24 protein-coding genes are annotated in these 24833 nt (G+C 72.3%); 15 read left to right on the forward strand and 9 right to left on the reverse strand.

Features of this window, described 5'->3' with window-relative positions:
* The first annotated feature begins 219 nt into the window (after nucleotides 1-219).
* Nucleotides 220-1272 (forward strand): chitinase, encoded by a 1053-nt coding sequence (locus ACF08W_RS01950; protein WP_352274555.1) that lies wholly within the window; start codon nucleotides 220-222, stop codon nucleotides 1270-1272.
* 104 nt (nucleotides 1273-1376) lie between these two features.
* Here ACF08W_RS01950 and ACF08W_RS01955 read toward each other — a convergent pair whose 3' ends face one another.
* The gene (locus ACF08W_RS01955) at nucleotides 1377-2744 is read right to left on the reverse strand and encodes an FAD-dependent oxidoreductase (RefSeq protein ID WP_392278064.1); all 1368 of its coding nucleotides are present in this window, start codon (nucleotides 2742-2744) and stop codon (nucleotides 1377-1379) included.
* Nucleotides 2745-3000: 256 nt separating this feature from the next.
* On the opposite strand from ACF08W_RS01955, the gene ACF08W_RS01960 reads away from it, so the two are divergent.
* The 10 genes from ACF08W_RS01960 (at nucleotide 3001) to ACF08W_RS02005 (ending at nucleotide 13783) form a co-directional block, all read left to right on the forward strand.
* Complete coding sequence (locus tag ACF08W_RS01960) at nucleotides 3001-5067, forward strand: SpoIIE family protein phosphatase (RefSeq protein ID WP_385209456.1); 2067 nt, start codon at nucleotides 3001-3003, stop codon at nucleotides 5065-5067.
* 174 nt (nucleotides 5068-5241) lie between these two features.
* Nucleotides 5242-6627 (forward strand): wax ester/triacylglycerol synthase family O-acyltransferase, encoded by a 1386-nt coding sequence (locus ACF08W_RS01965; RefSeq protein WP_392278065.1) that lies wholly within the window; start codon nucleotides 5242-5244, stop codon nucleotides 6625-6627.
* Between the two features lie 133 nt (nucleotides 6628-6760).
* On the forward strand, nucleotides 6761-7750 hold the full coding sequence (locus ACF08W_RS01970; RefSeq protein WP_392278329.1) for an aldo/keto reductase: 990 nt from the start codon (nucleotides 6761-6763) through the stop codon (nucleotides 7748-7750).
* 1 nt (nucleotide 7751) lies between these two features.
* Nucleotides 7752-8063, forward strand: a complete 312-nt coding sequence (locus ACF08W_RS01975; RefSeq protein WP_385209461.1) for an L-rhamnose mutarotase — start codon at nucleotides 7752-7754, stop codon at nucleotides 8061-8063.
* Nucleotide 8064: 1 nt separating this feature from the next.
* Nucleotides 8065-8919: an amidohydrolase family protein gene (locus tag ACF08W_RS01980; protein WP_385209464.1), complete on the forward strand. Its 855-nt coding sequence runs from the start codon at nucleotides 8065-8067 to the stop codon at nucleotides 8917-8919.
* A 36-nt stretch (nucleotides 8920-8955) separates the two neighbouring features.
* On the forward strand, nucleotides 8956-9816 hold the full coding sequence (locus ACF08W_RS01985) for an Fpg/Nei family DNA glycosylase (RefSeq protein WP_392278066.1): 861 nt from the start codon (nucleotides 8956-8958) through the stop codon (nucleotides 9814-9816).
* Nucleotides 9817-9884: 68 nt separating this feature from the next.
* Nucleotides 9885-10637 carry a LytTR family DNA-binding domain-containing protein gene (locus tag ACF08W_RS01990; protein WP_352280232.1) on the forward strand — a complete coding sequence of 251 codons (753 nt, stop codon included), beginning with the start codon at nucleotides 9885-9887 and terminating at the stop codon, nucleotides 10635-10637.
* Nucleotides 10638-10698: 61 nt separating this feature from the next.
* A complete protein-coding gene (locus ACF08W_RS01995) occupies nucleotides 10699-11061 on the forward strand; it encodes a hypothetical protein (protein WP_392278067.1) in 363 nt (120 codons plus the stop codon).
* Nucleotides 11058-12539 (forward strand): cation acetate symporter, encoded by a 1482-nt coding sequence (locus ACF08W_RS02000; protein ID WP_352280234.1) that lies wholly within the window; start codon nucleotides 11058-11060, stop codon nucleotides 12537-12539. Before ACF08W_RS01995 ends, ACF08W_RS02000 begins: the two co-directional genes overlap by 4 nt.
* Nucleotides 12536-13783 carry a sensor histidine kinase gene (locus ACF08W_RS02005; RefSeq protein ID WP_392278068.1) on the forward strand — a complete coding sequence of 416 codons (1248 nt, stop codon included), beginning with the start codon at nucleotides 12536-12538 and terminating at the stop codon, nucleotides 13781-13783. Before ACF08W_RS02000 ends, ACF08W_RS02005 begins: the two co-directional genes overlap by 4 nt.
* A gap of 10 nt (nucleotides 13784-13793) precedes the next feature.
* Here the strand turns inward: ACF08W_RS02005 and ACF08W_RS02010 are convergent, their stop codons facing one another.
* On the reverse strand, nucleotides 13794-14315 hold the full coding sequence (locus ACF08W_RS02010; protein WP_352280236.1) for a hypothetical protein: 522 nt from the start codon (nucleotides 14313-14315) through the stop codon (nucleotides 13794-13796).
* 125 nt (nucleotides 14316-14440) lie between these two features.
* Here ACF08W_RS02010 and ACF08W_RS02015 point away from each other — a divergent pair, with 125 nt between their 5' ends.
* Nucleotides 14441-14638 carry a zf-HC2 domain-containing protein gene (locus ACF08W_RS02015; RefSeq protein ID WP_352280237.1) on the forward strand — a complete coding sequence of 66 codons (198 nt, stop codon included), beginning with the start codon at nucleotides 14441-14443 and terminating at the stop codon, nucleotides 14636-14638.
* On the opposite strand, the gene ACF08W_RS02020 is transcribed toward ACF08W_RS02015, so the two are convergent.
* From ACF08W_RS02020 to ACF08W_RS02045, 6 genes are all read right to left on the reverse strand, one after another.
* Nucleotides 14572-15141 carry a sigma-70 family RNA polymerase sigma factor gene (locus ACF08W_RS02020; protein ID WP_352280238.1) on the reverse strand — a complete coding sequence of 190 codons (570 nt, stop codon included), beginning with the start codon at nucleotides 15139-15141 and terminating at the stop codon, nucleotides 14572-14574. The genes ACF08W_RS02015 and ACF08W_RS02020 overlap by 67 nt on opposite strands.
* A 202-nt stretch (nucleotides 15142-15343) precedes the next feature.
* A complete protein-coding gene (locus ACF08W_RS02025) occupies nucleotides 15344-16786 on the reverse strand; it encodes an amino acid permease (protein WP_385209483.1) in 1443 nt (480 codons plus the stop codon).
* Nucleotides 16787-16989: 203 nt separating this feature from the next.
* Entirely contained in the window at nucleotides 16990-17451 is a 462-nt protein-coding gene (locus ACF08W_RS02030) for a universal stress protein (protein ID WP_385209486.1), read from the reverse strand.
* Between the two features lie 117 nt (nucleotides 17452-17568).
* Nucleotides 17569-17964 carry a hypothetical protein gene (locus ACF08W_RS02035; protein ID WP_385209488.1) on the reverse strand — a complete coding sequence of 132 codons (396 nt, stop codon included), beginning with the start codon at nucleotides 17962-17964 and terminating at the stop codon, nucleotides 17569-17571.
* Between the two features lie 188 nt (nucleotides 17965-18152).
* The gene (locus ACF08W_RS02040) at nucleotides 18153-18920 is read right to left on the reverse strand and encodes a hypothetical protein (RefSeq protein ID WP_385209491.1); all 768 of its coding nucleotides are present in this window, start codon (nucleotides 18918-18920) and stop codon (nucleotides 18153-18155) included.
* 16 nt (nucleotides 18921-18936) lie between these two features.
* Complete coding sequence (locus tag ACF08W_RS02045; protein ID WP_385209493.1) at nucleotides 18937-19446, reverse strand: hypothetical protein; 510 nt, start codon at nucleotides 19444-19446, stop codon at nucleotides 18937-18939.
* A gap of 664 nt (nucleotides 19447-20110) precedes the next feature.
* Between ACF08W_RS02045 and ACF08W_RS02050 the strand changes: the two genes are divergently transcribed.
* Together ACF08W_RS02050 and ACF08W_RS02055 are read left to right on the forward strand one after the other, a co-directional pair.
* Nucleotides 20111-20929, forward strand: a complete 819-nt coding sequence (locus tag ACF08W_RS02050) for an SAM-dependent methyltransferase (RefSeq protein WP_352280244.1) — start codon at nucleotides 20111-20113, stop codon at nucleotides 20927-20929.
* Nucleotides 20926-23100, forward strand: coding sequence for a putative bifunctional diguanylate cyclase/phosphodiesterase (locus ACF08W_RS02055; protein ID WP_392278069.1), 2175 nt, complete (start codon nucleotides 20926-20928; stop codon nucleotides 23098-23100). Before ACF08W_RS02050 ends, ACF08W_RS02055 begins: the two co-directional genes overlap by 4 nt.
* Before the next feature lie 45 nt (nucleotides 23101-23145).
* Here ACF08W_RS02055 and ACF08W_RS02060 read toward each other — a convergent pair whose 3' ends face one another.
* Nucleotides 23146-24030 carry a LysR substrate-binding domain-containing protein gene (locus tag ACF08W_RS02060; RefSeq protein ID WP_352280246.1) on the reverse strand — a complete coding sequence of 295 codons (885 nt, stop codon included), beginning with the start codon at nucleotides 24028-24030 and terminating at the stop codon, nucleotides 23146-23148.
* Nucleotides 24031-24125: 95 nt separating this feature from the next.
* Here ACF08W_RS02060 and ACF08W_RS02065 point away from each other — a divergent pair, with 95 nt between their 5' ends.
* Nucleotides 24126-24833: a succinate dehydrogenase gene (locus tag ACF08W_RS02065; protein WP_352280247.1), complete on the forward strand. Its 708-nt coding sequence runs from the start codon at nucleotides 24126-24128 to the stop codon at nucleotides 24831-24833.

The following is a 24833-nucleotide window of genomic DNA, read 5'->3' on the forward strand; positions in this document are numbered from 1 at the left end:
ACAAACGCCCTCGGGGGAGTGGGGCTTCTTTGGTCCAGACCTATTGACGGGTCGTTCGGGCCTCCCTAGCGTGTGACGGGCCGTGAAATGCGGGACCGCGTTCCGTCTCTGCGTTGTCAGGCGCATGTCATTCCACGGGTCAACTCGCCCCGCACCGGGCCGATTCGGGCCTGTGCGCCACCCCGGTGGTGCCCGGCCGTGACAGGAAGGGAAGCAACCATGTTCGGTCGGACAACGCGCCTGCTGGGGGTCGGCCTCGCGGCGGCCTGTGCCGTACAGATGCTGGTGGCGGCGACACCCAGCTCCGCCGCCGACGAGACCTGCGCGGTCAAGTCGAAGCCCGCCGGGAAGGTGCTCCAGGGCTACTGGGAGAACTGGGACGGCGCCTCCAACGGGGTGCACCCGCCGCTCGGCTGGATCCCGGTCACCGACAGCCGCATCGCCCAGCACGGCTACAACGTGCTCAACGCGGCCTTCCCCGTCATCCTCTCCGACGGCACCGTCAAGTGGGAGGACGGGATGGACTCGACGGTGAAGGTCCCCACCCCGGCCGAGATGTGCCAGGCGAAGGCCGCGGGCCTCACCACGCTGATGTCGATCGGCGGCGCGACGGCCGGGATCGACCTCAGCTCCAGCACGGTCGCCGACCGCTTCGTCGAGACCGTGGTGCCGATCCTGAAGAAGTACAACTTCGACGGCATCGACATCGACATCGAGACCGGACTCTCCGGCAGCGGGAACATCAACCAGCTCTCGGCCTCGCAGGCCAACCTGATCCGGATCATCGACGGCGTGCTCGCCCGGATGCCCTCGAACTTCGGCCTGACGATGGCGCCGGAGACGGCCTACGTCACCGGCGGCAGCATCACCTACGGCTCGATCTGGGGCGCGTACCTGCCCATCATCAAGAAGTACGCGGACAACGGCCGCCTGTGGTGGCTGAACATGCAGTACTACAACGGCAGCATGTACGGCTGCTCCGGCGACTCGTACTCCGCGGGCACCGTCCAGGGGTTCACCGCCCAGACGGACTGCCTGGACAAGGGGCTCGTCATCCAGGGCACCACGATCAGGGTGCCGTACGACAAGCAGGTGCCGGGGCTCCCGGCCCAGCCGGGTGCCGGTGGCGGGTACATGTCGACCGGTCAGGTCGCCCAGGCGTGGAACCGCTACAACAACGGGCTCAAGGGCCTGATGACCTGGTCGCTCAACTGGGACGGCTCGAAGGGCTGGACCTTCGGGGACAACGTCAAGGCGCTCCAGGGGCGCTGACGCCCCGGAGTCACCGGACCGGCGGCCCTGCCGAGGTGGACGGGGCCGCCCCACGCCGACCGGCCGGCCGCGTCACGCGGCCGGCCGGTCGGTTCCGTACGGGGTCAGTCCTGCGGCTCGGAGGCGTCCAGCATCGCCTCGCGGTCCACGACCTTGATCCGCTCGCGGCCCTGCTCCGCGCCCAGCGCCTGCTCGTGGGCGTCCAGGCGGTGCCAGCCGTCCTTGGTGGTGTAGCGGATGCCGCGGTCCTCCAGGAAGGCGGTGACGGCCTCCGGCTCGGGGCGGACGGGCGCGGCCAGCCGGCCCTCGGCGCGGTCCTCCAGCAGGCAGGCCACCGTCTCGTTGGCGTCGCCCTTGGTGTGGCCGATCAGCCCGACCGGGCCGCGCTTGATCCATCCCGTGACGTAGACCGAGGGCAGGTGCTCCCCGCCGTCCAGGACCCGGCCCGCGGCGTGCGGGACCGTGCCGGAGACCACGTCGAACGGGAGCTTCGGCAGCTCCTGGGAGTAGTAGCCGACCGCGCGGTAGACGCTCCGCACGTCCCAGTCGGTGAAGGTGCCGGTGCCCCTGACGTTGCCGGTGCCGTCGAGCTCGGTCCGCTCGGTGCGCAGGCCGACGACCCGGCCGTCCTCGCCGAGCACCTCCACCGGCGACTCGAAGAAGTGCAGGAACAGCTTGTGCGGGCGGTCGCCGACGTCCCGGATGGCCCAGTTCTCCAGCGTGGAGGCGACCATGTTGGCCTGCTTGTTGCCCCGCCGGGTCTCGATGGAGCCCGCGTCGTAGTCGATGTCCTCGGGGTTGACGATGACCTCGATGTTCGGCGAGTGGTCCAGCTCCCGCAGCTCCATCGGGCTGAACTTGGCCTGCGCGGGGCCGCGACGGCCGAAGACGTGCACCTCCAGCGCCTTGTTGGCCTTGAGGCCGTCGTAGACGTTGGCCGGGATCTCGGTCGGCAGCAGCTCGTCGGCCGTCTTGGCGAGGATGCGGGCCACGTCCAGGGCCACGTTGCCGACGCCGAGCACGGCCACCTTCTCGGCCTCCAGGGGCCAGGTGCGCGGGACGTCGGGGTGGCCGTCGTACCAGGAGACGAAGTCGGCGGCGCCGTACGAACCGTCCAGGTCGTGGCCCGGGATGTCGAGCGCGCGGTCGGCGTCGGCGCCGGTGGAGAAGATCACCGCGTCGTAGAAGGAGCGCAGATCGTCCAGGCCGATGTCGTTGGGGTAGTCGACGTTGCCGAACAGACGCAGCTGGGGCTTGTCGAGCACCTGGTGGAGCGCCTGGACGATGCCCTTGATCCGCGGGTGGTCCGGGGCGACCCCGTAGCGGATCAGACCGAAGGGGGCGGGCATCCGTTCGAACAGGTCGATCGAAACCCCCGGATCCTGGGCGGCATCGGATTTCAGCAGCGCGTCCGCCGCGTAGATGCCGGCGGGGCCGGCTCCGACTATGGCAACACGGACGGGGCGGGTCATCAGGTGCTGGTCCTTAGAACGAACTGGTGCGGTCTGTGCAGCTCAGGGTAAAGGTAAGGCTGGACTTACCGTGCCCGTGGATACGGTATCCGCTGCCCGTCCGGGTGCCACGTCCGGTTCGCCCTGCGAGACGCCCCGTCCCGCCGGCCGGCGCCGCGGGGCGGTCCGCGGTGGCGGCCGGGTGGTGCTCGGGTGATTCGCCCGACCGCGCGGGGTTCGCTCGAAGAAACGGACAAATGATGGCAGAGTGACCCACATGGATGATCGGGTAGCGGGTGCCCTGTCACTCCCGGACGACTGGCCCGCCCACCCGGATCTCAGCCTCGCCCTGAACCGTATGGGCAGCTTCGACTGGGATCTCGACAGCGGCCTCATGCACATGGACCGGCCCGCGCTCGACGTGTTCGACCTGCGGCCGGAGGAGTACGACGACCGCCCGGAATCGCTCGCCGTCCGGGTGCCGCCGGACGAGGGCGAACGGCTCGACGCCATGGTCGCGCGGGCGCTGAGGGGCGGGCAGGCCAACTACGGCGCGTACTTCCGGATCAGGCGGCGCGACGGCGGTCTGCGCTGGACGCACACCCAGGGCTTCATCCGGCGCGACGGCGAGGGCCGCGCCCGCCGGATCATCGGCATCGTCCGCGACGCGACCCAGGAACTGGCCGACTCCACCGCCCGCCACGAACTGGACCTGGAGCGCCGCCGCCGCACCAGCCTGGTCGACGCCACCACGGCCGCCCTGGCGCACGCCCGGACCGTCGCCGACGTCATCGAGGTGCTGAAGAACTCCCGTGGCCTGGCGCTCCTCGGCGCGACCAGCCTGGTGATGGGGCTGATGGAGTCCGGGCGCATCCATCTGGTGGCGGACGGTCCGGAGGGATCGTTCGTGCCGGGCACCCGCTACACCCGGACGGACGAGCAGTACCCGATGAGCGAGGTGGTGCGCACGCTCGTGCCGCGCTTCATCGACTCCGCCGCCGACTTCGCCGCCTCGTACCCGATCCTGTGGCCGCACATCAGCCACCTCGGCATCACCGCGGCCGCCTATCTGCCGCTGGTCGCCCAGGCCCGTCCGATCGGCGCGCTCGGCCTGCTCTACCGCGACAAGAGCGGCTTCACCCCGGACGAACGGAACCTGCTGATCGCGCTCGGCAGCTCGATCGCGCAGAGTATCCAGCGGGCCATGCTCTACGAGCAGGAGCACGATCTCGCCGAGGGGCTCCAGCAGGCCATGCTGCCCCGCCGGATCCCGGACGTCCCCGGCGCGCAGATCGCCGTCCGTTACCGCTCGGCCCGGCTCGGCCGGGACATCGGGGGCGACTGGTACGACGTGATCCCGCTGCCCGGCGGCCGGGTCGGCACCGTCATCGGGGACGTCCAGGGACACGACACCCACGCCGCGGCCGTCATGGGGCAGCTGCGCATCGTGCTGCGGGCCTACGCGGCGGAGGGGCACAGCCCCGCCACGGTGATGGCGCGGGCCTCGGTCTTCCTGCACGAGCTGGACACGGACCGCTTCGCGACCTGCACCTACGCCGAGGCCGACCTGACGACCGGAGTGGTGCAGCTCGTCCGGGCCGGGCACGTCGACCCGCTGGTGCGCGAGAGCGACGGCGACTGCCGCAGGCTTTCCGTCGAGGGCGGGCTGCCGCTGGGGCTCTCGGCCGAGTTCGGGCGGCTGGAGTACCCGGTCAGCACCGTGGAGCTGGACCCCGGCCAGACCCTGGTGCTCTTCACCGACGGGCTCGTGGAGCTGCCGGGCGCCGACCTCGACGAGGGCGTGCAACTGCTGACCGCCATGGTGCGCAACGGCCCCCAGGACCTCCAGCGGCTCGCCGACCGGCTCTGCGCCGCGGTCGACGAACGCGGGGGCGAGGACGACGTCGCGGTCCTGCTGCTGCGCCGCAAGGCCGCGCACGCCCCGCAGCCCGGTGGCCGTCTCCAGCAGCACGTCGCCCAGAACGACCCGGAGGCGCTCAGCTCCGCCCGCCACATGGTCCGGGCGGCGGTGCGCGCCTGGGGCGCCAAGGAGCGGGCGGACGAGATCGAGCTGGCCGCCGACGAACTGATCACCAACGCGCTGATGCACACCGACGGCGGGGCCATCGTCACGGTCCGGGTGCTCGCCGGCCCCGAACGGCGCCTGCGGGTCGACGTCGAGGACCGCTCCAGCGCGCTGCCCAGACGGCGTGACGCGGGGGACACCGGGGTCTCCGGGCGGGGACTGATGCTGGTGGACCGGCTGGCCGACCTGTGGGGCGTGGAGTCCCGGGGCGGCGGCAAGTGCGTCTGGTGCGAGTTCGTCATCCCGGTACCCGGGTGACCGCGTACGCGGCGGGCGCCCCGGCACCCGAGTGACGCCTGGGCCGCACTGTCCGACCGCAACAGATCGCTACATGTCTGTACTTGACCGTAATCAACCATAGCGATTGACTGCGGTTCCGTCGGTTCTGTCTTCCGCCGCCTTCCGGCGACGCCGCGCCCCCATGAGGACCCGTTGGACACTGAGCTGCTGGCCCCGCTCGACCTGGCCTTCTGGCACCTCGAATCCGCCGCCCATCCGATGCACCTGGGCGCGCTGGCGGTCTTCGACCCGGCCACGCCGCCCGCCGCGGACGCGGAGGCGGTGCTGGCCCTGCTGGGCAGCCGGGCCGCGGCCATCCCCCGGCTGCGGATGCGGGTCAGGGACGTGCTGCTGCCGGTCGGCGGGGCCGCCTGGTTCACGGACCAGGACTTCGACGTCCGCCGGCACGTCCACCGGTTACGGCTGACCGGGGCCGCCCCGGGGGAGGAGGACGGCGCTTTCATGGCCGGTGCCACCCGGCTCGCCGGAGAACTGATGGAACGGCCCCTCGAACGAGGGCTGCCGCCCTGGCAGATGTACCTGATCGACGGCGCCCCCGGCGGCCCCTTCGCGGTGCTCGTCAAACTGCACCACGCGCTGGCCGACGGCATGCGCGCGGTCACCATCGGGTCCGGGATCTTCGACGAGATCGCCGCCGGGCACGCCCCGGTCGGCCGGTCCCGCCCCGTTCCGTCCCGCTCCCGGCCGCCCGGCCCGCTCGCGCTGCGCCGGATCGAGGACCTCGGGCGCGCCTTCGGCGTCGGCGCCTCCATGGTGCGGGCCAGCCGGCTGGACCCGCGCGGCACCCCCGCGCTCACCGCGCCCTCCAGCGGCACCCGGCGGCTGGCCACCGCCGACCTGGACCTCGACGCCCTCCGCCGCATCCGCCGCGCCGCGTGCGGCACCGTCAACGACGTCCTGCTCGCGGTCGTCGCCGGGGCGCTGCGCCGCTGGCTGGGCGAGCGCGGCGAACCCCTGCCCGGCCAGGACCCGCGCGCCCTGGTCCCGGTCTCCCGGCGCAGACCCGGCCGGTCCGCGACGAGCGGGAACCTGCTCTCCGGCTATCTGCTCGACCTCCCGGTCCGCGACCCCGACCCCTGGCGGCGGCTGGACGCCGTGCGCGCCGCCATGGACCGCAACAAGGCCGCGGGCCCGCTGCGCGGCGCCGGGGCGGTCGCCGTCCTCGCCGACCAGCTCCCCTCGCTGGCCCACCGCTTCGGCGCCCCGTTCGCCCAGGGAGCGGCCAGGATGCTCTTCGACGTCCTGGTCACCAGCGTTCCCCTGCCGCGCTCGGCGCTCTCGCTCGGCGGCTGCCCGCTGCGCGCCGTCTACCCGATGGCGCCCCTCGCCCGGGGCCAGGCGCTCGCCGTCGCGCTCGCCACGTACGGCGGCCGGGTGCGGGTCGGGCTGGTCGCCGACGGCGAGGCGCTGCCCGACCTGGAGCGGCTGGCGCGCTGCGCCGACGAGGAGGTGGCGGAGCTGCTCGCGCTGCTGCCGTCCGTCGCGGCCCCCCGCCCCGGACCCGTCGAGCAGTCATAGGAGCCGTTCAGAGATCGGACAGATTTCCCGAGAAATGCCGGATATGATGGCAGCCCGGGTGTTGACGTGCCCAAGTGATCCGATGAATATTCGCTCTGTGCAGGAAGCGATCATCGGGGAGGGCGGCGGAAGCATGCGGCGCAACACGCTGGGAAAGAGCGCGGTGGAGATCACCGAGCTGTCCTTCGGGGCGGCCGCCATCGGCAACCTCTACACCGCCGTCGACCCGGAGAGGGCCACCGCCGCCGTCGACGCCGCCTGGGACGAGGGCGTCCGCTACTTCGACACCGCGCCGCACTACGGGCTCGGCCTCTCCGAACGGCGGCTCGGCGAGGCCCTGCGCCACCGCCCCCGCGACTCGTACGTCCTGTCCACGAAGGTGGGGCGGGTGCTCGACCCGCTCCCCGCCGGGGCCGCTGCCGAACCCGGCCCCGACGGGCTCAGCGAGGGCTTCGCCGTCCCCGCCACCCACGTCCGGCGCTGGGACTTCAGCGCCGAGGGCGTACGCCGCAGCATCGGGGAGAGCCTGGAACGGCTCGGCCTCGACCGCGTCGACATCGCCTATCTCCACGACCCGGACGACCACGCCGGGCCCGCCTTCGACGAGGCGTACCCGGAGCTGGAGAGACTGCGCGCCCAGGGCGTCGTCGGAGCCATCGGCGCCGGGATGAACCAGACCGCGATGCTGACCCGCCTGCTGCGCGACACCGACGCCGACGTGGTCCTCTGCGCCGGGCGCTACACCCTCCTCGACCAGTCCGCCCTCGACGAGCTGCTGCCCGAGGCCGCCGCCCGGGGCCGCTCCGTGGTCGTCGGCGGGGTCTTCAACTCCGGGCTGCTCGCCGACCCGCGCCCCGGCGCCACGTACGACTACACCACCGCCCCGCGCGCCCTCGTGGACAGGGCGCTGCGCATCAAGGCCGTCACCGAACGCCACGGCGTCCCGCTGCGGGCCGCCGCCCTCCACTACCCGCTCGCCCACCCCGCCGTCGCCGGAGTCCTCGTCGGCACCCGCTCCCCGGGCGAGGTGCGCGACGCCGCCGACCTGCTCCGCCGCGCCGTCCCGGACCAGCTCTGGGAGGAGCTGCGCGCCGAGGGCCTGCTCACCGAGAACGGAAACTGACATGAGAATCGCCCTGCACACCAAGGTCCGCGCCGACCGCATAGCGGAGTACGAGGCCGCCCACCGCGAGGTCCCCGCCGAACTCACCGCCGCGATCCGCGCCGCGGGCGCCACCTCCTGGACGATCTGGCGCAGCGGCACCGACCTCTTCCACGTGATCGAGTGCGCGGACTACGCGGCCCTCCTCGCCGAACTCGAGCAGCTCCCGGTCAACGTGGCCTGGCAGGCCCGGATGGACGAACTGCTCGACGTCGCCCACGACTACTCCGCCGAGGGCGCCGGGGCCGGCCTCCCGGTCGCCTGGGAGCTGTGACATGACCACCGGACCGGGCATCGTCGACGCCCACCACCATGTGTGGGAGCTCGCGGTACGGGACCAGGACTGGATCACCGGCGAGGAACTCGCCCCGCTCCGCCGCGACTTCACCCTCGCCGACCTGGAACCCGAGGCCCGTGCCGCCGGGGTGCGCGCCACCGTGCTCGTCCAGACCGTCACCGTCGCCGAGGAGACCCCCGAGTTCCTGGCCCTCGCCCACGGCAGCGACCTGGTCGCCGGGGTCGTCGGCTGGTGCGACCTGACCGCACCCGACGTCGCCGACACCCTGGCCGCCCTGCGCGCGCTCCCCGGCGGCGACCGGCTCGTCGGCATCCGCCACCAGGTCCAGGGCGAACCCGACCCCGGCTGGCTGCTCCGCCCCGACGTACTGCGCGGACTGCGCGCCGTCGCCGACGCCGGTCTCGTCTACGACCTCGTCGTCCGGGCCCACCAGCTGCCCGCCGCCGTCCGGGCCGCCGAACTGGTGCCCGGACTGACCTTCGTCCTCGACCACGCGGGCAAACCCCCCATAGCCACCGGCGAACCGCAGCCCTGGGCCGACGACGTACGGGCCCTGGCCGCCCGCCCCAACACCGTCTGCAAGCTCTCCGGGCTGGTCACCGAGGCCGATCCGCGCGGCTGGACCGTGCACGACCTGCGCCCGTACGCCGACACCGTCCTCGACGCCTTCGGGCCCGACCGGCTGATGTTCGGCTCCGACTGGCCCGTCTGCCGGCTCGCCGCGACGTACGGAGAGGTCGTCGACACGGCGTACCGCCTCACCGACACCCTCGGCGAGAACGAGCGCGCCCAGGTCCTCGCCACCACCGCCGAACGGGTCTACCGGCTCTGACAGGCGCCCCGCCGGGCTCTTTGGCAGTCTGGAACCATGCCCGAACTGCCGGAGGTCGAAGCCCTGCGGATCTTCCTCGACGACCATCTGGCCGGCCGGGAGATCGACCGCGTCCTGCCGCTCAACATCAGCGTGCTCAAGACCTACGACCCGCCGCTCACCGCCCTGCACGGGGCCACGGTCACCGGCCTCGCCCGGCACGGCAAGTTCCTGGACGTCGAGGCCGGGCCGCTCCACCTGATCACCCACCTCGCCCGGGCCGGCTGGCTGCGCTGGAGGGACTCCTTCCCCGCCGCCCCGCCGCGCCCCGGCAAGGGCCCCCTGGCCCTGTGCACCGTCCTCACCGGCGGCGACGGCTTCGACCTCACCGAGGCAGGCACCACCAAACGCCTCGCCGTGTACCTGGTGCGCGACCCCGCCGAGGTGCCCGGCATCGCCAGGCTGGGCCCCGACCCGCTCGACGACGCCTTCGACCGCGACACGTTCGCCGCCCTGCTCGGCCGCGAGCGCCGCCGCCTCAAGGGCGCCCTGCGCGACCAGTCGCTCATCGCCGGCATCGGCAACGCCTACAGCGACGAGATCCTGCACGCCGCGAAGATGTCGCCGTACCTCCTCACCACCGACCTCACCGAGGACCGGATCACCCGGCTGCACACGGCCCTGCGTACCACGCTCGACGACGCGGTGGCGCGCTCCGCCGGGCTCGCGGCCAAGGACCTCAAGTCGGAGAAGCGGAGCGGGATGCGGGTCCACGGGCGCACCGGCGAGCCGTGCCCGGTCTGCGGCGACACCATCCGCGAGGTGTCGTTCAGCGACTCCTCGCTCCAGTACTGCCCGACCTGCCAGACCGGCGGCCGGCCGCTGGCCGACCGCCGGATGTCCCGGCTGCTCAAATGACCGCGACGGAGAGCGGATCCGTGCCTCGACCGGTCCCCGCGGCCCGATGTGCGCTCTACACTCCGGCCATGCTCCGCGTACTCGCCGTCGACGACGAAGAACCCGCCCTGGAGGAACTCCTCTACCTCCTGCGCGCCGACCCCCGCATCCGCAGCGCCGAGGGGGCCACCGGCGCCACCGAGGCACTGCGCCGCATCGGCGGCGCCGTCGAGGCGGGTCCGGACGACCCGGCCGCCATCGACGTCGTCTTCCTCGACATCCACATGGCGGGCCTCACCGGCCTCGACGTCGCCCAGCTGCTGGCCGGATTCGCCGCACCCCCGCTCATCGTCTTCGTCACCGCCCACGAGGGCTTCGCCGTCCAGGCGTTCGACCTCAAGGCCGTCGACTACGTGCTCAAACCCGTACGCCGCGAGCGGCTGGCCGAAGCCGTGCGCCGGGTCGCCGAACAGGTCGGCGACCGCACCGCCCCCGTACTCGACACCCCCGGCGACCAGATCCCCGTCGAACTCGGCGGAGTCATCCGGTTCATCCCCGTCGACGACATCGCCTACGCCGAGGCCCAGGGCGACTACGCCCGGCTGCACACCGCCACCGGCAGCCACCTCGTCCGCGTCCCGCTGACCACCCTGGAGGAGCGCTGGCGGTCGAGGGGTTTCGTCCGGATCCACCGCCGCCACCTGGTCGCCCTCGGCCGGATCGACGAACTCCGCCTCGACGCGGGCAGCATGAGCGTCCGCATCGGCACCGCCGAACTCGCCGTCAGCCGCCGCCACACCCGCGCCCTGCGCGACCTGCTGATGCGCCAGACCGGCCGCTGACCACCTCCCGCCGGAATCCGGCCTTCCCACGGCGGTCGGGGGCTGCGTACACTCCGGCCCCATGTCCGCAGAGCCAACACCCCGGCGCGAAGTGGTGACGGGGGAGCCCCGGCGGGTGCGCCCGCTGCCGCGCTACCGCACCCAGTCGGAGATCGACGAGCAGACCGCGCTCGGCGGCGCGTACGTCCGCTCGCTGATGCGCGGACAACTGCGGGCCGGACTGACCGCGTTCACCGTCGTCGCGGTGGTCGTCGCCACCCTGCCGCTGGTCTTCGAGGCCCTGCACAGCTCGGCGCTGGTCTGGGTGGTCCTCGGCTTCGCCGCCTATCCGCCGCTCACCCTCATCGCCTGGTGGTACGTGCGGCGCGCCGAGCGCAACGAACGCGACTTCGCCCGGCTCGTGGAAGGCCGCCCCACCCCGTGAGCCGTACGTACGCGGTGGCGGCGGTCGCCGTCGTCGTCCTCGCGACCGTGCTCGTCGGCGGTTTCGGACTGCGCATCTCCCGCACCACCTCCGACTTCTACGTCGCCTCGCGCACCGTGCGCCCCCGCCTCAACGCCGCCGCCATCAGCGGCGAATACCTCTCCGCCGCCTCCTTCCTCGGCATCGCCGGACTGGTCCTCGTGCACGGCCCGGACATGCTCTGGTACCCGGTCGGCTACACCGCCGGGTACCTCGTCCTGCTGGTCTTCGTGGCCGCGCCGCTGCGCCGCTCGGGGGCGTACACCCTGCCCGACTTCGCCGAGGGGCGGCTGGAGTCGCGGACGGTGCGCAGACTGGTCAGCGTCTTCGTCGTCGCCGCGGGCTGGCTCTACCTCGTCCCGCAGCTCCAGGGCGCCGGCCTCACCCTCAAGATCCTCACGGGGGCGCCCGGCTGGCTCGGCGACGTGCTCGTCGCCTCCGTCGTCGTCGTGGCCGTCGCCGCGGGCGGCATGCGCTCCATCACTTTCGTCCAGGTCTTCCAGTACTGGCTCAAGCTGACCGCGCTCCTGGTCCCCGCGATCTTCCTGGTCCTCGCCTGGCGGGGCGACGGCAGCCCCCGGGTCACCTTCACCGAGCAGCTCCCCGTCTTCCGCGCCGAGCACCCGATGTACGCCACCTACGGGCTGATCGTCGCCACCTTCCTCGGCACCATGGGCCTGCCGCACGTCGTCGTCCGCTTCTACACCAGCCCCAACGGCCGCGACGCCCGCCGCACCACGGTCGCCGTCCTCGCCCTCATCGGCGTCTTCTACCTGCTGCCCCCGGTCTACGGGGCACTCGGCCGCCTCTACGCCCCCGAACTGGTCCACGGCGGGGACGCGGACGCCGCCGTCCTGCTGCTGCCCGCACGCGTCATCGGCGGGCTCGGCGGCGACCTGCTCGGCGCGCTCATCGCCGGGGGCGCATTCGCCGCTTTCCTCTCCACCGCCTCCGGGCTCACCATGGCCGTCGCCGGGGTCATCACCCAGGACGTGCTCCCCTCCCGCGGGGTCCGGCACTTCCGGCTGGCCACGCTCCTCGCGATGTGCGTGCCGCTGGCCGGTTCGCTGCTGGTCAGCCGGGTGCCGGTGGCCGACTCGGTGGCCATGGCGTTCGCGGTCTCCGCGTCCTCCTTCTGCCCGCTGCTCGTCCTCGGGATCTGGTGGCGGCGGCTCACCCCGCCCGGAGCCGTCGCCGGACTGCTCCTCGGCGGCGGCTCCGCGTTCCTGGCCGTCACCATCACCGTCAGCGGCGCGGTGGAGCCGCCCGGCTGGCCGCACGCACTGCTCGCCTGGCCCGCCGTCTGGTCCGTACCGGTCGGCTTCCTCGCGATGGTCCTGGTCTCCCTCGCCACCCCAAGCCGGATCCCTCCCGGCACCAACGCCGCCATGACCCGCTTCCACCTGCCCGAAGCGCTCACCTCCGGGAGACACCGATGACCGGAGCCGGCTGGGCGGCACTCGTCCTGCTCGCCCTCCTGCTGCTCGGCGCCGGGTTCCTGCTCGGCCGCCGCACCGCCCGCCCGCTGCGCACCAGCGACGTGGGGACCCCCGTCGAGCACGCCACCTTCGAGACCCTGCACACCGCCTCGCTCGCCGCACCCCCGCTGCGCGCCGGGCTCACCGAGGAGAGCGCCCGCAAGGCCGCCCGACGACTGCGCTCCCTGCTCGGCACCGACGCCCTCTGCCTCACCGACCGCGACCGGGTCCTCGTCTGGGACGGGGAGGGCGAGCACCACGGCCGCCCCGTCATGGACCAGGTCCGCGACCTGCTCGCCACCGGCCGGGACACCGCCTTCCGCAGCGACTGCGACGACCTCGACTGCCCGCTGCGCTGGGCCGTCGCCGTACCGCTCACCGTCGACAACCGGGTGCTGGGCAGCCTGGTCGCCTACGCGCCCCGCGAATCCGCGGTCCTGGCCAGGGCCGCCGGGGAGGTCGCCCGCTGGGCCTGCGTACAACTGGAACTCGCCGAGCTCGACCGCTCCCGCACCCAGCTCATCGAGGCCGAGATCCGGGCCCTGCGGGCGCAGATCTCCCCGCACTTCATCTTCAACTCACTGGCCGCCATCGCCTCCTTCGTCCGCACCGACCCCGAGCGGGCCCGCGAACTCCTCCTGGAATTCGCCGACTTCACCCGCTACTCGTTCCGCCGCCACGGCGACTTCACCACGCTCGCCGACGAACTCCACTCCATCGACCAGTACCTGGCGCTGGTCCGGGCCCGGTTCGGCGACCGCCTCGCGGTCACCCTCCAGATCGCCCCCGAGGTGCTGCCCGTCGCCCTGCCGTTCCTCTGCCTCCAGCCCCTGGTCGAGAACGCCGTCAAGCACGGCCTCGAAGGGGCGGTCCCCGCGGCCCGGAGCGAGGCCGGCGCCGGCGGCACCTCCGGCGCCGAGGGGACCAGGAGCGCGACCCGGATCACCATCAGCGCCTTCGACGCGGGCTCCGAGGCCGAGGTCGTCATCGAGGACGACGGCACCGGCATGGACCCGGAACGGCTCCGCCAGATCCTGCGCGGCGAGGGCGGCCGCTCCACCGGCATCGGCCTGCTCAACGTCGACGAACGGCTCCGCCAGGTGTACGGGGACGACTACGGGCTCGTCATGGAGACCGGCATCGGCGCCGGGATGAAGATCACCGTACGGCTGCCGAAGTACCGTGCCGGGGTGCACGGCTCATGACCGGCGGCGCTCAGTGGAGATGGATCGCCAGATGACCCAGGGGCAGCCCCAGTTGCCAGGCCGGAGTCCAGACCTGGGCCGCGTCCTGCGCCGGGTCGGAGAGGTCCGGCCGCTCCTCCGGCGGGGCCGGGGGCGGCGAGCCGATCGCGTCCAGGTCGGCCGCCAGCAGTTCCGTCTCCTCCAGCCACCGCCAGGCGGCCCGTGCCAGGCGCAGGTCCGGGTCCCCGCCGGCCGCCGGGTGCGCGCCGAGCGCGTCCAGCCGCTCCCGGACCCAGCCGGACCAGGCCGCCCCGTACGCCGTCAGCAGGATCAGCTCGTCCAGCCGGGCGGCGGACAGCGCCTCGGGCACCGCACCGCCGGAGAGGAAGACCGTGAGCGCCAAGGCGTCCCGCCCGGCCCGGTACTCCAAGGTGGCCGGCTCCATCAGATCGCCGGTCCGCAGCATGGTGTCGGCGACGTACTCCGCGTACATCCAGTCCATCGGGACCAGCAGCCCGCCACCACCGGTTCCGTCCTGACGCTCCGGGCCCATCCTGTCGTGCCTCTTTCTCTGTTCGGTACCGCGCTTCAGGGAGCATTGAACCGGGGGAGTGCGCCCCGCGTGGCCAGAAGTACCGGATCCGTCGGGACCGGATCCGCTCACGATGCGAGGATGCGATGACCGCCGACCCCGGGGAGGGCACGCACGTGCGGCATGTGCTCGGCGCCTATGTACTCGACGCGCTCACGGACGGCGAGACCCGCGAGGTCTCCCGGCACCTTCAGTCCTGCGACCGCTGTGCCGCCGACTACGTGGCGGCCGCGGAAGCGGTCTCGCTGCTCGCCCTGGTGCGCGAGGAGGACCTGCTGGAGTAGCCGGGCAGGCTGCGGGAGAGCCGGCGCAGCGCGTAGTACGACCGGGACTTGACCGTGCCGGCCGGGATGCCGAGCACCTCGGCCGTCTCGTCGACGGTGAGGCCGCGGAAGTACATCTGGACGAGGACCGCGCGGTGTTCCGGGCTGAGGGTGCGCACCGCCTCGCGCACGTCGAGCGCGCAGACCGTGGCCTCCGCGGTGTCGGTGCCGGTTGCGGTGGTCTCCAGCACCGCGTCGCCGACCTCGGCCGGCCGGGCCTGCCGGGACCGGCGCGCGTCGATCGCCAGCCGCCGGGCCACCGTGAAGAGCCAGGGCCGCATCGACTCGTACGGGGCGTCGAACGCCTCCGGGTGCTGCCAGGCCCGCACCAGCGTCTCCTGGAGCAGGTCCTCCGCCCGCTGCCGGTCGCCGAAGGTCAGCCCCAGCAGGAAGTGGAGCAGGGCGGGCCCGTGGTCCCGCTGGAGCGCGGCGATGGCCCGCTCGTCGGTCGTCGTGGTGGTCATCGTGAACGCCCTTTCCGCCGAGGCCCCTGCCGCCGCACTGCCGATTCGCGTATCCGAACGCATCGGAGCGCCGAGGAACAGGCGACGGGCGGTTCTCTGCGACGAGCGGTCGCACAGTGCGGCGAGTGGTGCGGTGAACGGTCGGGCGGCGGCGCGGACGGCCGCCGCCCGACGGCCCCCGCCCGGCCGCCCGGCGACCCGGTCAGCGCTGCTCCGGGGTGGCTTCCGGCGCCTTCGCCATCTCCGACTTCCGGTACGAGTAGCCGAAGTAGATGACCAGGCCGACCAGGAACCACACCACGAACCGCACCCAGGTCTGCCACTGCAGGAAGGTGATCAGCCAGAGGGAGAACACCACCCCGAGGGCCGGGACGACCGGCATGCCGGGGGTACGGAAGGTGCGCGGCAGCTCCGGCCGCTTGTAGCGCAGCACGATCACCGCGATGCACACCACCACGAAGGCCAGCAGGATGCCGATGTTCGTCAGCTCGGCCGCCTCGCCGATCGGCAGGAACCCGGCGATCAGCGCCGAGGCCGCGCCGACGATCCAGGTCACCCGGGTCGGCACGTGCCGGGTCGGGTGGGTCTTGGCGAACCACTTCGGCAGCAGCCCGTCGCGGCTCATCGAGAACCACACCCGGGTCACCCCGAGCATGAAGGTGAACATCACGGTGAGGATGCCGATGATCGCGCCGACCGCGATCACATCGGCGAGGCTGCTGAGCCCCACCGACTTGAACGCCGTGGAGAAACCGGACTCCGGGTCGATGTCCTTGTAGTTCTGCATCCCCGTCAGCACCAGGCACGCCGCCACGTAGAGCACCATCGAGATGGCCAGCGAGTACACGATCGCCTTCGGCATGTGGCGCTGGGCGTCCTTGGACTCCTCGGCGGCCGTCGACATGGCGTCGTAGCCGAACACCGCGAAGAACACCGTGGCCGCGCCGGTGAAGGCCCCGCTCACCCCGAACGGGAAGAACGGGTTGTAGTTGGCGGTGTTGATGTGGAACACCCCGACCCCGATGACCAGCAGCACGACCAGCACCTTCAGCACCACCACGACCGTCTCGAACCGGGCGGCGTTCTTGATGCCGAGGGTCAGCAGGTACGCGACGAGCAGACAGAGCAGCGCGGCGAACAGGTCCACCTTGTGGCCGTCGCCGGTGCCGGGCGCGCCCAGCATCCACTTCGGCACGTCGAGCCCCACCTCGCCGAGCAGGAAGCTGAAGTAGCCGGAGATGCCGATCGCGACCACCGCCACGATCGCCGTGTACTCCAGCAGGAGGTCCCAGCCGATGAACCAGCCCACCAGCTCGCCGAGGACCGCGTACCCGTAGGTGTACGCGGAGCCGGCCTTCGGGATCAGGCCCGCGAACTCGGCGTAGCTGAAGGCGGCCGCCGCGCTCGCCAGACCCGCGATGAGGAAGGAGACCAGCACGGCGGGACCGGCGGTGCCGTTGGCCACCGTGCCGGCGAGGGTGAAGATGCCGGCGCCGATGATGCCGCCGACGCCGATGGCGGTGAGCTGCCACAGCCCGAGGGTTCTGGTGAGCTGCGAGACGGCCCCGCCCTCGGGACCCTTCTCGTCGATCTGCTCGATCGGCTTGCGGCGCAGTACGCCCTCGCCCACTCGGAGCCTTGCCATGAGTCACCTCTCCACCGACGGCTGTCCCTGACGGGCGCTCATGATGGCTCAGGTGGGGCTGGTGCGAAAGAAGGCGTGCCGTCGGACGGAATGGATGATTCCGTATCTTTTCCGCAGGTTCGTCCGGACCGGTCCGCGCGGGTACGCGCCCCGGTCCGTTCCCCGGTCTGTTCCTCGGTCCGTCCCGGTTCGGACCGGAATCGTCAGGGAACCACCGTGACGGGCCAACGACCCGCCTTGACCAGCCGTACCGCGACCGAGCCGATGAAGCGGTGACCGGCCGATTCCGAGGCGCCCACCACCACGGCATCCGCCTTCAGCTCGTCCGCCGCGGCCACCAGTCCGTTGTACGGATCGCCGCGGAAGGTGTGGAACTCCCAGCGCACGTTCCAGGTGTCCTTGATCCGGTGCGTCGCCTCGCGGATCTCGTCCACCAGCCCCTGGGCGACCTCGCCGGTGGTGTCGGCGATCGGCGCGCCGAGCGCGGCCCCGGCGGAGAGCACGGGCTGTACGTAGACCAACGCGAGCACGGCACCCTGGCGCCGGGCCAGGCCGGCCGCGTACGCCGCCGCCCGCATGGAGGAATCGGAACCGTCCAGGCCCGCGACGATCACTTTCGGGCCGTCCGTGCCACGTTCGAACTGATGGGGCTGCCGTTCTGTCACGGCAGTGAGGCTATCCGTAGGCTGCGCCAGCTGCGGAGAGGGGGCACGACGTACGTCGCCCCGGGGCCTGGGGAAGGACCCGGGGCGACGTGCCGTCCGTCCGGCACTGCCCTGCTGTCAGTGCGCGCGGCGCTCCTCGCGGTGACGCGCCATCACGGCGGCTCCGGCGACGGCGGTCACTGCCGGCGCCGCGCCGACCGCCGTCGTGGCGGTGCTCATCCGGTCGACGGCGCCGCCGGGCCTCGCGTCCCGGTCGACCCTCGCGGCGACGGACCCGTCACGTGTGACGGTGACCGCGCCGAGGGCGCCGGAACCGGCGGTTGCGGTGGTGGGGCACCCCCGGGCGGCCAGGGCGGCCTGGCGTCCCGGCGGGGTCACCGACGGAGCGACGGTGACCCCGGTCGCGGGCGACGCGCCTCCCGACGCCGCCGCGTACGCGTACGCGGCCGGATTCGTCGGGACGAGAGCGGCGGCGCCGAGCAGGGCGACGGGTGCTACTCGTATCGAGCGCATGGGTGAGTCCTCCGGGTCCCCGAGGAGCACTTGCGGAACGAGTTTCCACAGAGTGTCAGAAATGCACCTCGACGGGCCACACGCTAGGAGTCGCCCGGGGGCGCCGCGAACCGGGTGCTCCGCCCGGGGCACCGGCATCCCCCGGGCGGAGCATCGGGCGCGGCCGGGACCGTCCCGGCGGATCGGCCTCAGCCGCCGGTGGCATGCGGGAACAGATCGAAGAACGGCTCGGCGGTGGCCGAGATGTCCCGGCCGAACGGGGTGTCGAAGTCCCAGATCAGGAAGAGCAGAAAGGCGATCAGAACACTGAAGAGACCGGCCAGGAGGAGTTCGCGGAAGGTTCTGCGGATCTGGAGCGTGAACAGCAGACCGACCGTCACCAGGGCACCGGCGATCAGGCCGAACCAGACCACGCCGGGCATGGTCGCACCGGCGCTCTGGCCGCGGGCGCTGCGCGCGTCGTCGGCCGCGGCGACCTGGTCGACGAGTGGCTGATACGACTGCCCCTCGTAGTCGTTGCGCGGGTGGTAATCGGTGACGTCGGCCCGTACCCGGTCCAGCAGGCGGGTCCCCTCGGCGGTGAGGGAACCGTGCTCGCTCATCGCCCGCCACTCGTCGTCGACGACATGGCGCACATAGGCGTCGACATCGGCGCGGATGCGCGAGCGCACCTCCGCCGGGTACGCCGAGGACCGGGCCTGCACCTCGTGCAGGGCCTGGGCCTCCTGGCGTACGTACTCCTGGGCCTCGCCCCGGCCCTCCCAGACGCCCGCGATGGCGAGCCCCAGCACGATCGCGTAGACCACCCCGATCATCATCGTCATGTACTCGATGACGTCGGGGGTCTCGGACGGGTCGTCATCGGCCCGGACCCGGCGGTTGGTGAGGACGGCGATGGTCAGGACGACGGCACAGGCCGCGGTCATGGCCAGGGTGAGAACAAGCCATTCCGACATGTGTTTTCTCCGGAGGTCAGCGGGAGCGGGGGCGCAGCACGGCGACGGCGAACACCGCGGGCGCCGTGATCAGCAGCGTGGTGGTGACCACGGAGCCGCTGTGCCGTACGGTCTTCCGCTCCGGCCTGCGGTAGTGGGGCAGCGCCACCGGGCGCGGCGAGGGCGGCGCGGGGCGCGCCGAGGACGAGGGGGTCGGGTCGGGCGAGGGAGCCGGCGGGGGCGGTGGCGCGGGGGGTGGCGGCACCACGGGGCCGGGCGTCGGCCGGGGTGGTGCGGGCCGGGACGGCGGCGGAGGGACGGGCGCGGGCGGAGGGGACGAGGAGGGCGGCGGGGCGGGCGGCTTCGGTGTGGGCGTCGGGCTCGGGAAGCACGGGCCGATCCCCGCCGTGGCGATCCACGACGAGCCGTCACCGGCCTCGCCGACGGAGGCGTACGCGCAACTGTCCGCCCGTGCGGGCGTCGGGGTGCCCAGCAGCCAGAGCAGCGCGAGGGCCGCCCCGAACCGTCCTATGAATGATCCGTACACGAGCCGGAGCATGGACCGGCGCGTCGCGCGACACGCGGTGCGGGGGCGTGATTCGCCTGATGGTGGGGATCTGGAGAAGCCGGTTCCTCGGTGGCCGCGCGCCGGGTGGAAGGGTATCGGCGCAGGTGGCGGCGGCTTTCCATGCCCTGGCCGGGGCCCTGGCCGGGGTGGTGGCCAACCCGGTTCTCTGGTAAGGGAGTTGCTGCCGTGGCGGTCGGGGGTGTGGCAACGGGCGGGGGAGGGCCGCGGAAGGGCGGGGCGCGGAGGGGTGCGACGCCCGCCAATGCCGTATTGGTAAAGAATGCTGCCAATAAAGTCGGTGACCGTGGTTTTACCGAACGCAATCGAAGCGCCACTCCCGTGCGACCGGACAAGGCGTGTCGTCCGGTCCGTCCCATTTCCCGCGCGATAAAACCGGTGCCGTGCCCGGATATAACAACGGCCGGGCCAGGAGGGGCGGATGGGTCGATGGCCCGACGCCCGCCCGATCGGTACCGAATGTCACACGTAGCGACGGGTCGGTTGCACATGCCAGTGGTGTGTGACCAATAACGGACGGCTAATTTCCGTTTCCGCTCGCTCTCTTGGCGGACGATCAGTAGCCTCTGGTCAACACTGACCATGAACATGGCCGGATCGCCGTAGCGACTTGTTGGAGACTTTGATGGAGCGTCCCGCTTGGGCACCGCGAGGCATAGACATTTCGGTGCCGAGCGTGTCCCGCATGTACGACTTCTATCTGGGCGGCTCGCACAATTTCGAGGTGGACCGGGAAGCCGCCCGCAGGGCCATGGAGTTCATGCCGGGGCTGCCCAAGATCATGCAGGCGAATCGCGCCTTTATGCGCCGAGCCGTGCGATACGCGGTGAGTGAGGGCATCACCCAGTTCCTGGACATCGGATCCGGAATACCGACCTTCGGCAATGTGCACGAAGTGGCCCAGGCGGCCGACCCGGAGGCCCGGGTGGCGTACGTGGACCACGACCCGGTCGCCGTCGCGCACAGCCGGGCCGTGCTGGAGGGCAACGACCGCGCGGTGATCGCCGCCGAGGACCTCCGCCGCCCCCAGGAGATCGTGAAGAACCCCGAGATAACCGGACTTCTCGATCTGGACCGCCCGGTGGCCCTGCTGCTCGTCGCCGTGCTCCACTTCATCGAGGACGCCGACGACCCGCTGGGCTCCCTCGCCGAACTGCGCGAGGCCCTCGCCCCCGGCAGCCTCGTCGTCCTCACCCACGCCTCGTACGAGGGCATACCGCTCAGCCGGGAGGAAGCCGGCGGCACGGTCGAGGTCTACAACAGCATCCGAAAGCCCCTGGTCATGCGGTCCCATGACGAGATCGCGCGCTTCTTCGAGGGATACGAAATGGTCGAGCCCGGACTGGTGCAGATGCCGCACTGGCGCCCGGACACCCCGGTCGTCGCGGAGCAGGAGGACCCCTACGCGTTCTCGGGCTTCGCGGGAGTGGGACGCAAGGCGTGAGCATCCCCGCCCAGTCGTCGGGCACACCGGACACGGAGCCCGACGGTCCCGAGGGCCGGCTCCGAAGATTCGCCACCATCTGGAGCCGGGCCATCTTCCCCTCGACGGCCACCTCCCTGACCCGCGCCGAGTTCGAGCAGCATCTGCTGCCGCTGGCCCGCGCGCTCAGTTCCGTCCTGCACGCGCACCCCTTCGACGCGGCCCCCGCCGCCGAGGTCGGCGGAGCGCTCGTCGCCGCGCACTGCACCGACCCGGAGGCGCTCAGCAGCACGCTCGGCGTCGTCGACGCGTATCTGGTGCTCTACTGCGGCAGCGACGGCACCACCTCCCTGCCCGCCGAGGACGGCCGGGCCCGCTGCGCCCGCATCCAGCACGCCCTCGCGGCCGGCTTCACCCGGGCGCTGCGCGAACGCACCCGGTCCGAGCAGGAGGCCATCGCCCGCTCCGCCCTCACCGCCCGGACGGAGGCCGAACGCGCCCTGCACGCCACCGAGACGCGGTTCCGCGCCGTGTTCAAGGACGCGGCCATCGGCATCGGCATCGCCGACCTGGACGGCAACGTGCTGGAGATCAACGACACCCTCACCCGGATGTTCGGCGGACTCGACCACCATGTGCGCAGCCACAAGGTGAACGAGTGGGTCCACCCCGAGGACCCGCCGTACGTGTGGAAGTACTACGACGAGCTGGTTCGCGGCGAACGCGAGCACTACCGGGTCGAGAAGGCGTTCTACCGCAACGACGGCACCGTGCTGTGGACCAACCTGACGGTCTCCCTGCTGCGCGACACCGAGGGCCGGCCGCAGTACCAGCTCGCCCTGATGGAGGACACCACCGAGCGTCGGCTGCTCAACCTGCGGCTGCGGTACGAGGCCACGCACGACGCGCTCACCGGGCTGCCCAACCGGACGCTGTTCTTCGAGCGGTTGGAGAAAGCGCTCTCCGCCGACGACGGCAACCGCTTCGGCCTGTGCTACCTCGACCTGGACGGCTTCAAGGCGATCAACGACAGCCTCGGCCACGCCTCGGGCGACCGGCTGCTCGTCGAGGTCGCCGACCGGTTGCAGAGCTGCGCCACCGCGCCCGGCGAGATGGTCGCGCGGCTCGGCGGCGACGAGTTCGTGGCCCTGACCACCGGACCCGACACCGAGACCGAGGTCGACGAACTCGCCTGCCGCATCCTCGGCGCGCTGGGCTCCCCGATCCGCCTGGACGGCCGGGAGCTGACCGTGCGCGGCTCCATCGGGGTCGTCGAGGGCCCGGCGGGCGAACGCAACGCCGCCGAGGTGCTGCGCAGCGCCGACATCACCATGTACCGGGCCAAGTCGGCCGGCGGCAACCGCTTCGAGTTCGCCGACGCCGAGGCGGACGCCCGGGCCATCACCCGGCACGGGCTGACCACCGCGCTGCCCGCCGCCCTGGAGCGCGGCGAGTTCTTCATCGAGTACCAGCCGCTGGTCCACCTCGGCGACGGCACCGTGCACGGCGCGGAGGCGCTGGTGCGGTGGTGCCACCCGCAGCACGGGGTGCTGGGCCCGGACCGGTTCATCGCGCTCGCCGAGCACACCGGACTGATCGTGCCCCTGGGCCGCTGGGTGCTGGAGGAGTCGGTGCGCCAGGCCAACTTCTGGCAGAACCGGCACAGCGACAACGGCCGGGTCCGGATCAACGTCAACCTGTCGCCGACCCAGCTGCACCACCCCCGGCTGGTCGCCGAGACGGTCGACGTCCTGGAGCGGTCCGGGCTCGAACCCGAGGCGCTCTGCCTGGAGGTCACCGAGTCCGCGCTCATCGGCGCCGACGACGACCTGCTCAAGCCGCTGCGGCAACTCGCCGAGATGGGCGTCGACATCGCGCTCGACGACTTCGGCACCGGCTACTCGAACCTGGCCAACCTGCGCCGGCTGCCGGTGAGCGTGCTCAAGCTGGACCGCTCGTTCACCATGGGCATGCAGCAGCACCCGGCGGACCCGGTCGATCTGAAGATCGTCGAGGGCATCGTCTCGCTGGCGCACAGCCTGGACCTCGCCGTCACGGTGGAGGGCGTCGAGACCGGCGCCCAGGCCGAACAGCTGCGCAAGCTCGGCTGCGACACGGCCCAGGGCTGGTACTACGCCCGCCCCGGCGCCCCGGACCGGATCCACTCGCTGCTGCTGGCCGACGCGGTGTGACCGGACGGGGGTACGGGAGAGCCGCCCGTACCCCCGCCGGCCGGCTCAGCCGACCGCCAGCAGCATCTTCTGGAGCTCGCGCGCCGCACGCGGCGGGGCCACGTCGCTGCGGTGCGCGAGCGCGATGGTGCGCCGCAGACCGGGCCGGGCCAGCGGAGTCGTCCGCAGCCCGTGGCCGGAGCGTCCGGCGACCATGCTCGGCACCACCGCGATCCCGAGCCCCGCCCGGACGAAGCCCAGCACCGCGTCCATCTCGCCGCCCTCCACCGTGAAGGACGGCTCGAACCCCTCCGCCCGGCAGGCGGCCACCGTCAGCTCCCGCAGGTCGTAGCCGTGCCGGAACATCACCAGCGGCTCGCCCGCCAGATCGGCGATCCGCACCCGGCCGCCCCGCCCCGGCCGGGGCGCCTCGGCCGACGACACCACGACCAGGTCCTCCTGGAGCAGCTCGACCGTCGTCAGCGCGGGCGACGCGGCCGGCAGCGGCAGCACCACCAGCGCGAGATCCAGCGCGCCGCGCGCCAGCTCCCGCACCAGATCGAGCGAGCCGCCCTCCTCCAGCAGCAGCCGGATCCCCGGATGCCGGTCGTGGAAGGCGCGCAGCACGTCGGGGAGCAGGCCGGTGCAGAGACTGGGCGTCGCACCGAGCCGGACCCGGCCCCGGCGCAGCTGCGCCAGCTCCTGCACCTCGTGGCGCGCGGTGTCCGCGTCCGCGAGGATGCGCCGGGCCAGCGGCAGCAGGGCCTCGCCCGCGTCGGTCAGCGCGATGTGGCCGCGCGCCCGGCTGAACAGCTCCGCCCCCAGCTCGCTCTCCAGCGCCCGGATCTGCTGGGAGAGCGAGGGCTGCGAGACGTGCACCGACTCGGCGGCGCGGGTGAAGTGCAGGGTCTCGGCCACGGCCACGAAATACGTCAGCTGCTGGAACTGCATGCACCCACTCTAGCCCGCACGATAGCCATTCCCTATGGAGATCAGCCGCTCCATGTCTTGGACTGATGAGGCCGTTCGGCCCTAGCGTCGTGGGCATGGCATTGGCAACCCGGACGGACCGACGGCCGTCCATGACGCGTACGCTCTGGGACTCGTCCGTCGGCAAGAAGACGGTCATGGCGGTCAGCGGCCTGATCATGCTGGCCTACCTGGTCGTCCACATGATCGGAAACCTGAAGATCTTCTTCGGTCCCGGCGAGTTCGACCACTACGCCCACTGGCTGCGCACCCTCGGCGAGCCCTTCCTGCACTACGAGTGGGCCCTGTGGATCATCCGGGTGGTGCTGGTGGCCGCCGTGGTCCTGCACGCGGTCTCCGCGTACCAGCTCAGCCGCCGCGACATCCGGGCGCGGCCCACCGGCTACGTGCACCGCAGGCCGCGCGCCGCCTACGCCACCCGCACCATGCGCTGGGGCGGGATCATCCTCGCCCTGTTCATCGTCTGGCACATCCTCGACCTGACGACGGGCACCGCGCACCCCGGCGGCTTCCAGCCCGGCCACCCGTACCAGAACGTCGTCGACACCTTCTCCACCTGGTACGGCAACACGGTCTACATCGCCGCCGTGCTCGCCCTCGGGCTCCATGTCCGGCACGGGCTGTGGAGCGCCGCGCAGACCCTCGGCGCGGGCCGGGCGAGCCGCGACCGGCTCCTGCGGGCCCTCGCCAACGCCCTGGCCGCGGTGCTGACCCTGGGCTTCATCTCCGTACCCGTTGCCGTCATGACCGGAGTCGTGAGCTGA

Source organism: Streptomyces sp. NPDC015144, from assembly GCF_043079735.1.
In the GTDB taxonomy this organism is placed as follows: domain Bacteria; phylum Actinomycetota; class Actinomycetes; order Streptomycetales; family Streptomycetaceae; genus Streptomyces.

Coding starts and splice junctions, on each gene's coding strand:
- ACF08W_RS01975 (WP_385209461.1), top strand. CDS start 7,752: ATGAGAATCGCCCTGCACACCAAGGTCCGCGCCGACCGCATAGCGGAG.
- ACF08W_RS02020 (WP_352280238.1), bottom strand. CDS start 15,141: ATGACCACCACGACGACCGACGAGCGGGCCATCGCCGCGCTCCAGCGG.
- ACF08W_RS01985 (WP_392278066.1), top strand. CDS start 8,956: ATGCCCGAACTGCCGGAGGTCGAAGCCCTGCGGATCTTCCTCGACGAC.
- ACF08W_RS01990 (WP_352280232.1), top strand. CDS start 9,885: ATGCTCCGCGTACTCGCCGTCGACGACGAAGAACCCGCCCTGGAGGAA.
- ACF08W_RS02025 (WP_385209483.1), bottom strand. CDS start 16,786: ATGGCAAGGCTCCGAGTGGGCGAGGGCGTACTGCGCCGCAAGCCGATC.
- ACF08W_RS01950 (WP_352274555.1), top strand. CDS start 220: ATGTTCGGTCGGACAACGCGCCTGCTGGGGGTCGGCCTCGCGGCGGCC.
- ACF08W_RS01980 (WP_385209464.1), top strand. CDS start 8,065: ATGACCACCGGACCGGGCATCGTCGACGCCCACCACCATGTGTGGGAG.
- ACF08W_RS02035 (WP_385209488.1), bottom strand. CDS start 17,964: ATGCGCTCGATACGAGTAGCACCCGTCGCCCTGCTCGGCGCCGCCGCT.
- ACF08W_RS02015 (WP_352280237.1), top strand. CDS start 14,441: ATGACCGCCGACCCCGGGGAGGGCACGCACGTGCGGCATGTGCTCGGC.
- ACF08W_RS02005 (WP_392278068.1), top strand. CDS start 12,536: ATGACCGGAGCCGGCTGGGCGGCACTCGTCCTGCTCGCCCTCCTGCTG.
- ACF08W_RS01995 (WP_392278067.1), top strand. CDS start 10,699: ATGTCCGCAGAGCCAACACCCCGGCGCGAAGTGGTGACGGGGGAGCCC.
- ACF08W_RS02010 (WP_352280236.1), bottom strand. CDS start 14,315: ATGGGCCCGGAGCGTCAGGACGGAACCGGTGGTGGCGGGCTGCTGGTC.
- ACF08W_RS02060 (WP_352280246.1), bottom strand. CDS start 24,030: ATGCAGTTCCAGCAGCTGACGTATTTCGTGGCCGTGGCCGAGACCCTG.
- ACF08W_RS02040 (WP_385209491.1), bottom strand. CDS start 18,920: ATGTCGGAATGGCTTGTTCTCACCCTGGCCATGACCGCGGCCTGTGCC.
- ACF08W_RS01955 (WP_392278064.1), bottom strand. CDS start 2,744: ATGACCCGCCCCGTCCGTGTTGCCATAGTCGGAGCCGGCCCCGCCGGC.
- ACF08W_RS02050 (WP_352280244.1), top strand. CDS start 20,111: ATGGAGCGTCCCGCTTGGGCACCGCGAGGCATAGACATTTCGGTGCCG.
- ACF08W_RS01960 (WP_385209456.1), top strand. CDS start 3,001: ATGGATGATCGGGTAGCGGGTGCCCTGTCACTCCCGGACGACTGGCCC.
- ACF08W_RS01970 (WP_392278329.1), top strand. CDS start 6,761: ATGCGGCGCAACACGCTGGGAAAGAGCGCGGTGGAGATCACCGAGCTG.
- ACF08W_RS02065 (WP_352280247.1), top strand. CDS start 24,126: ATGGCATTGGCAACCCGGACGGACCGACGGCCGTCCATGACGCGTACG.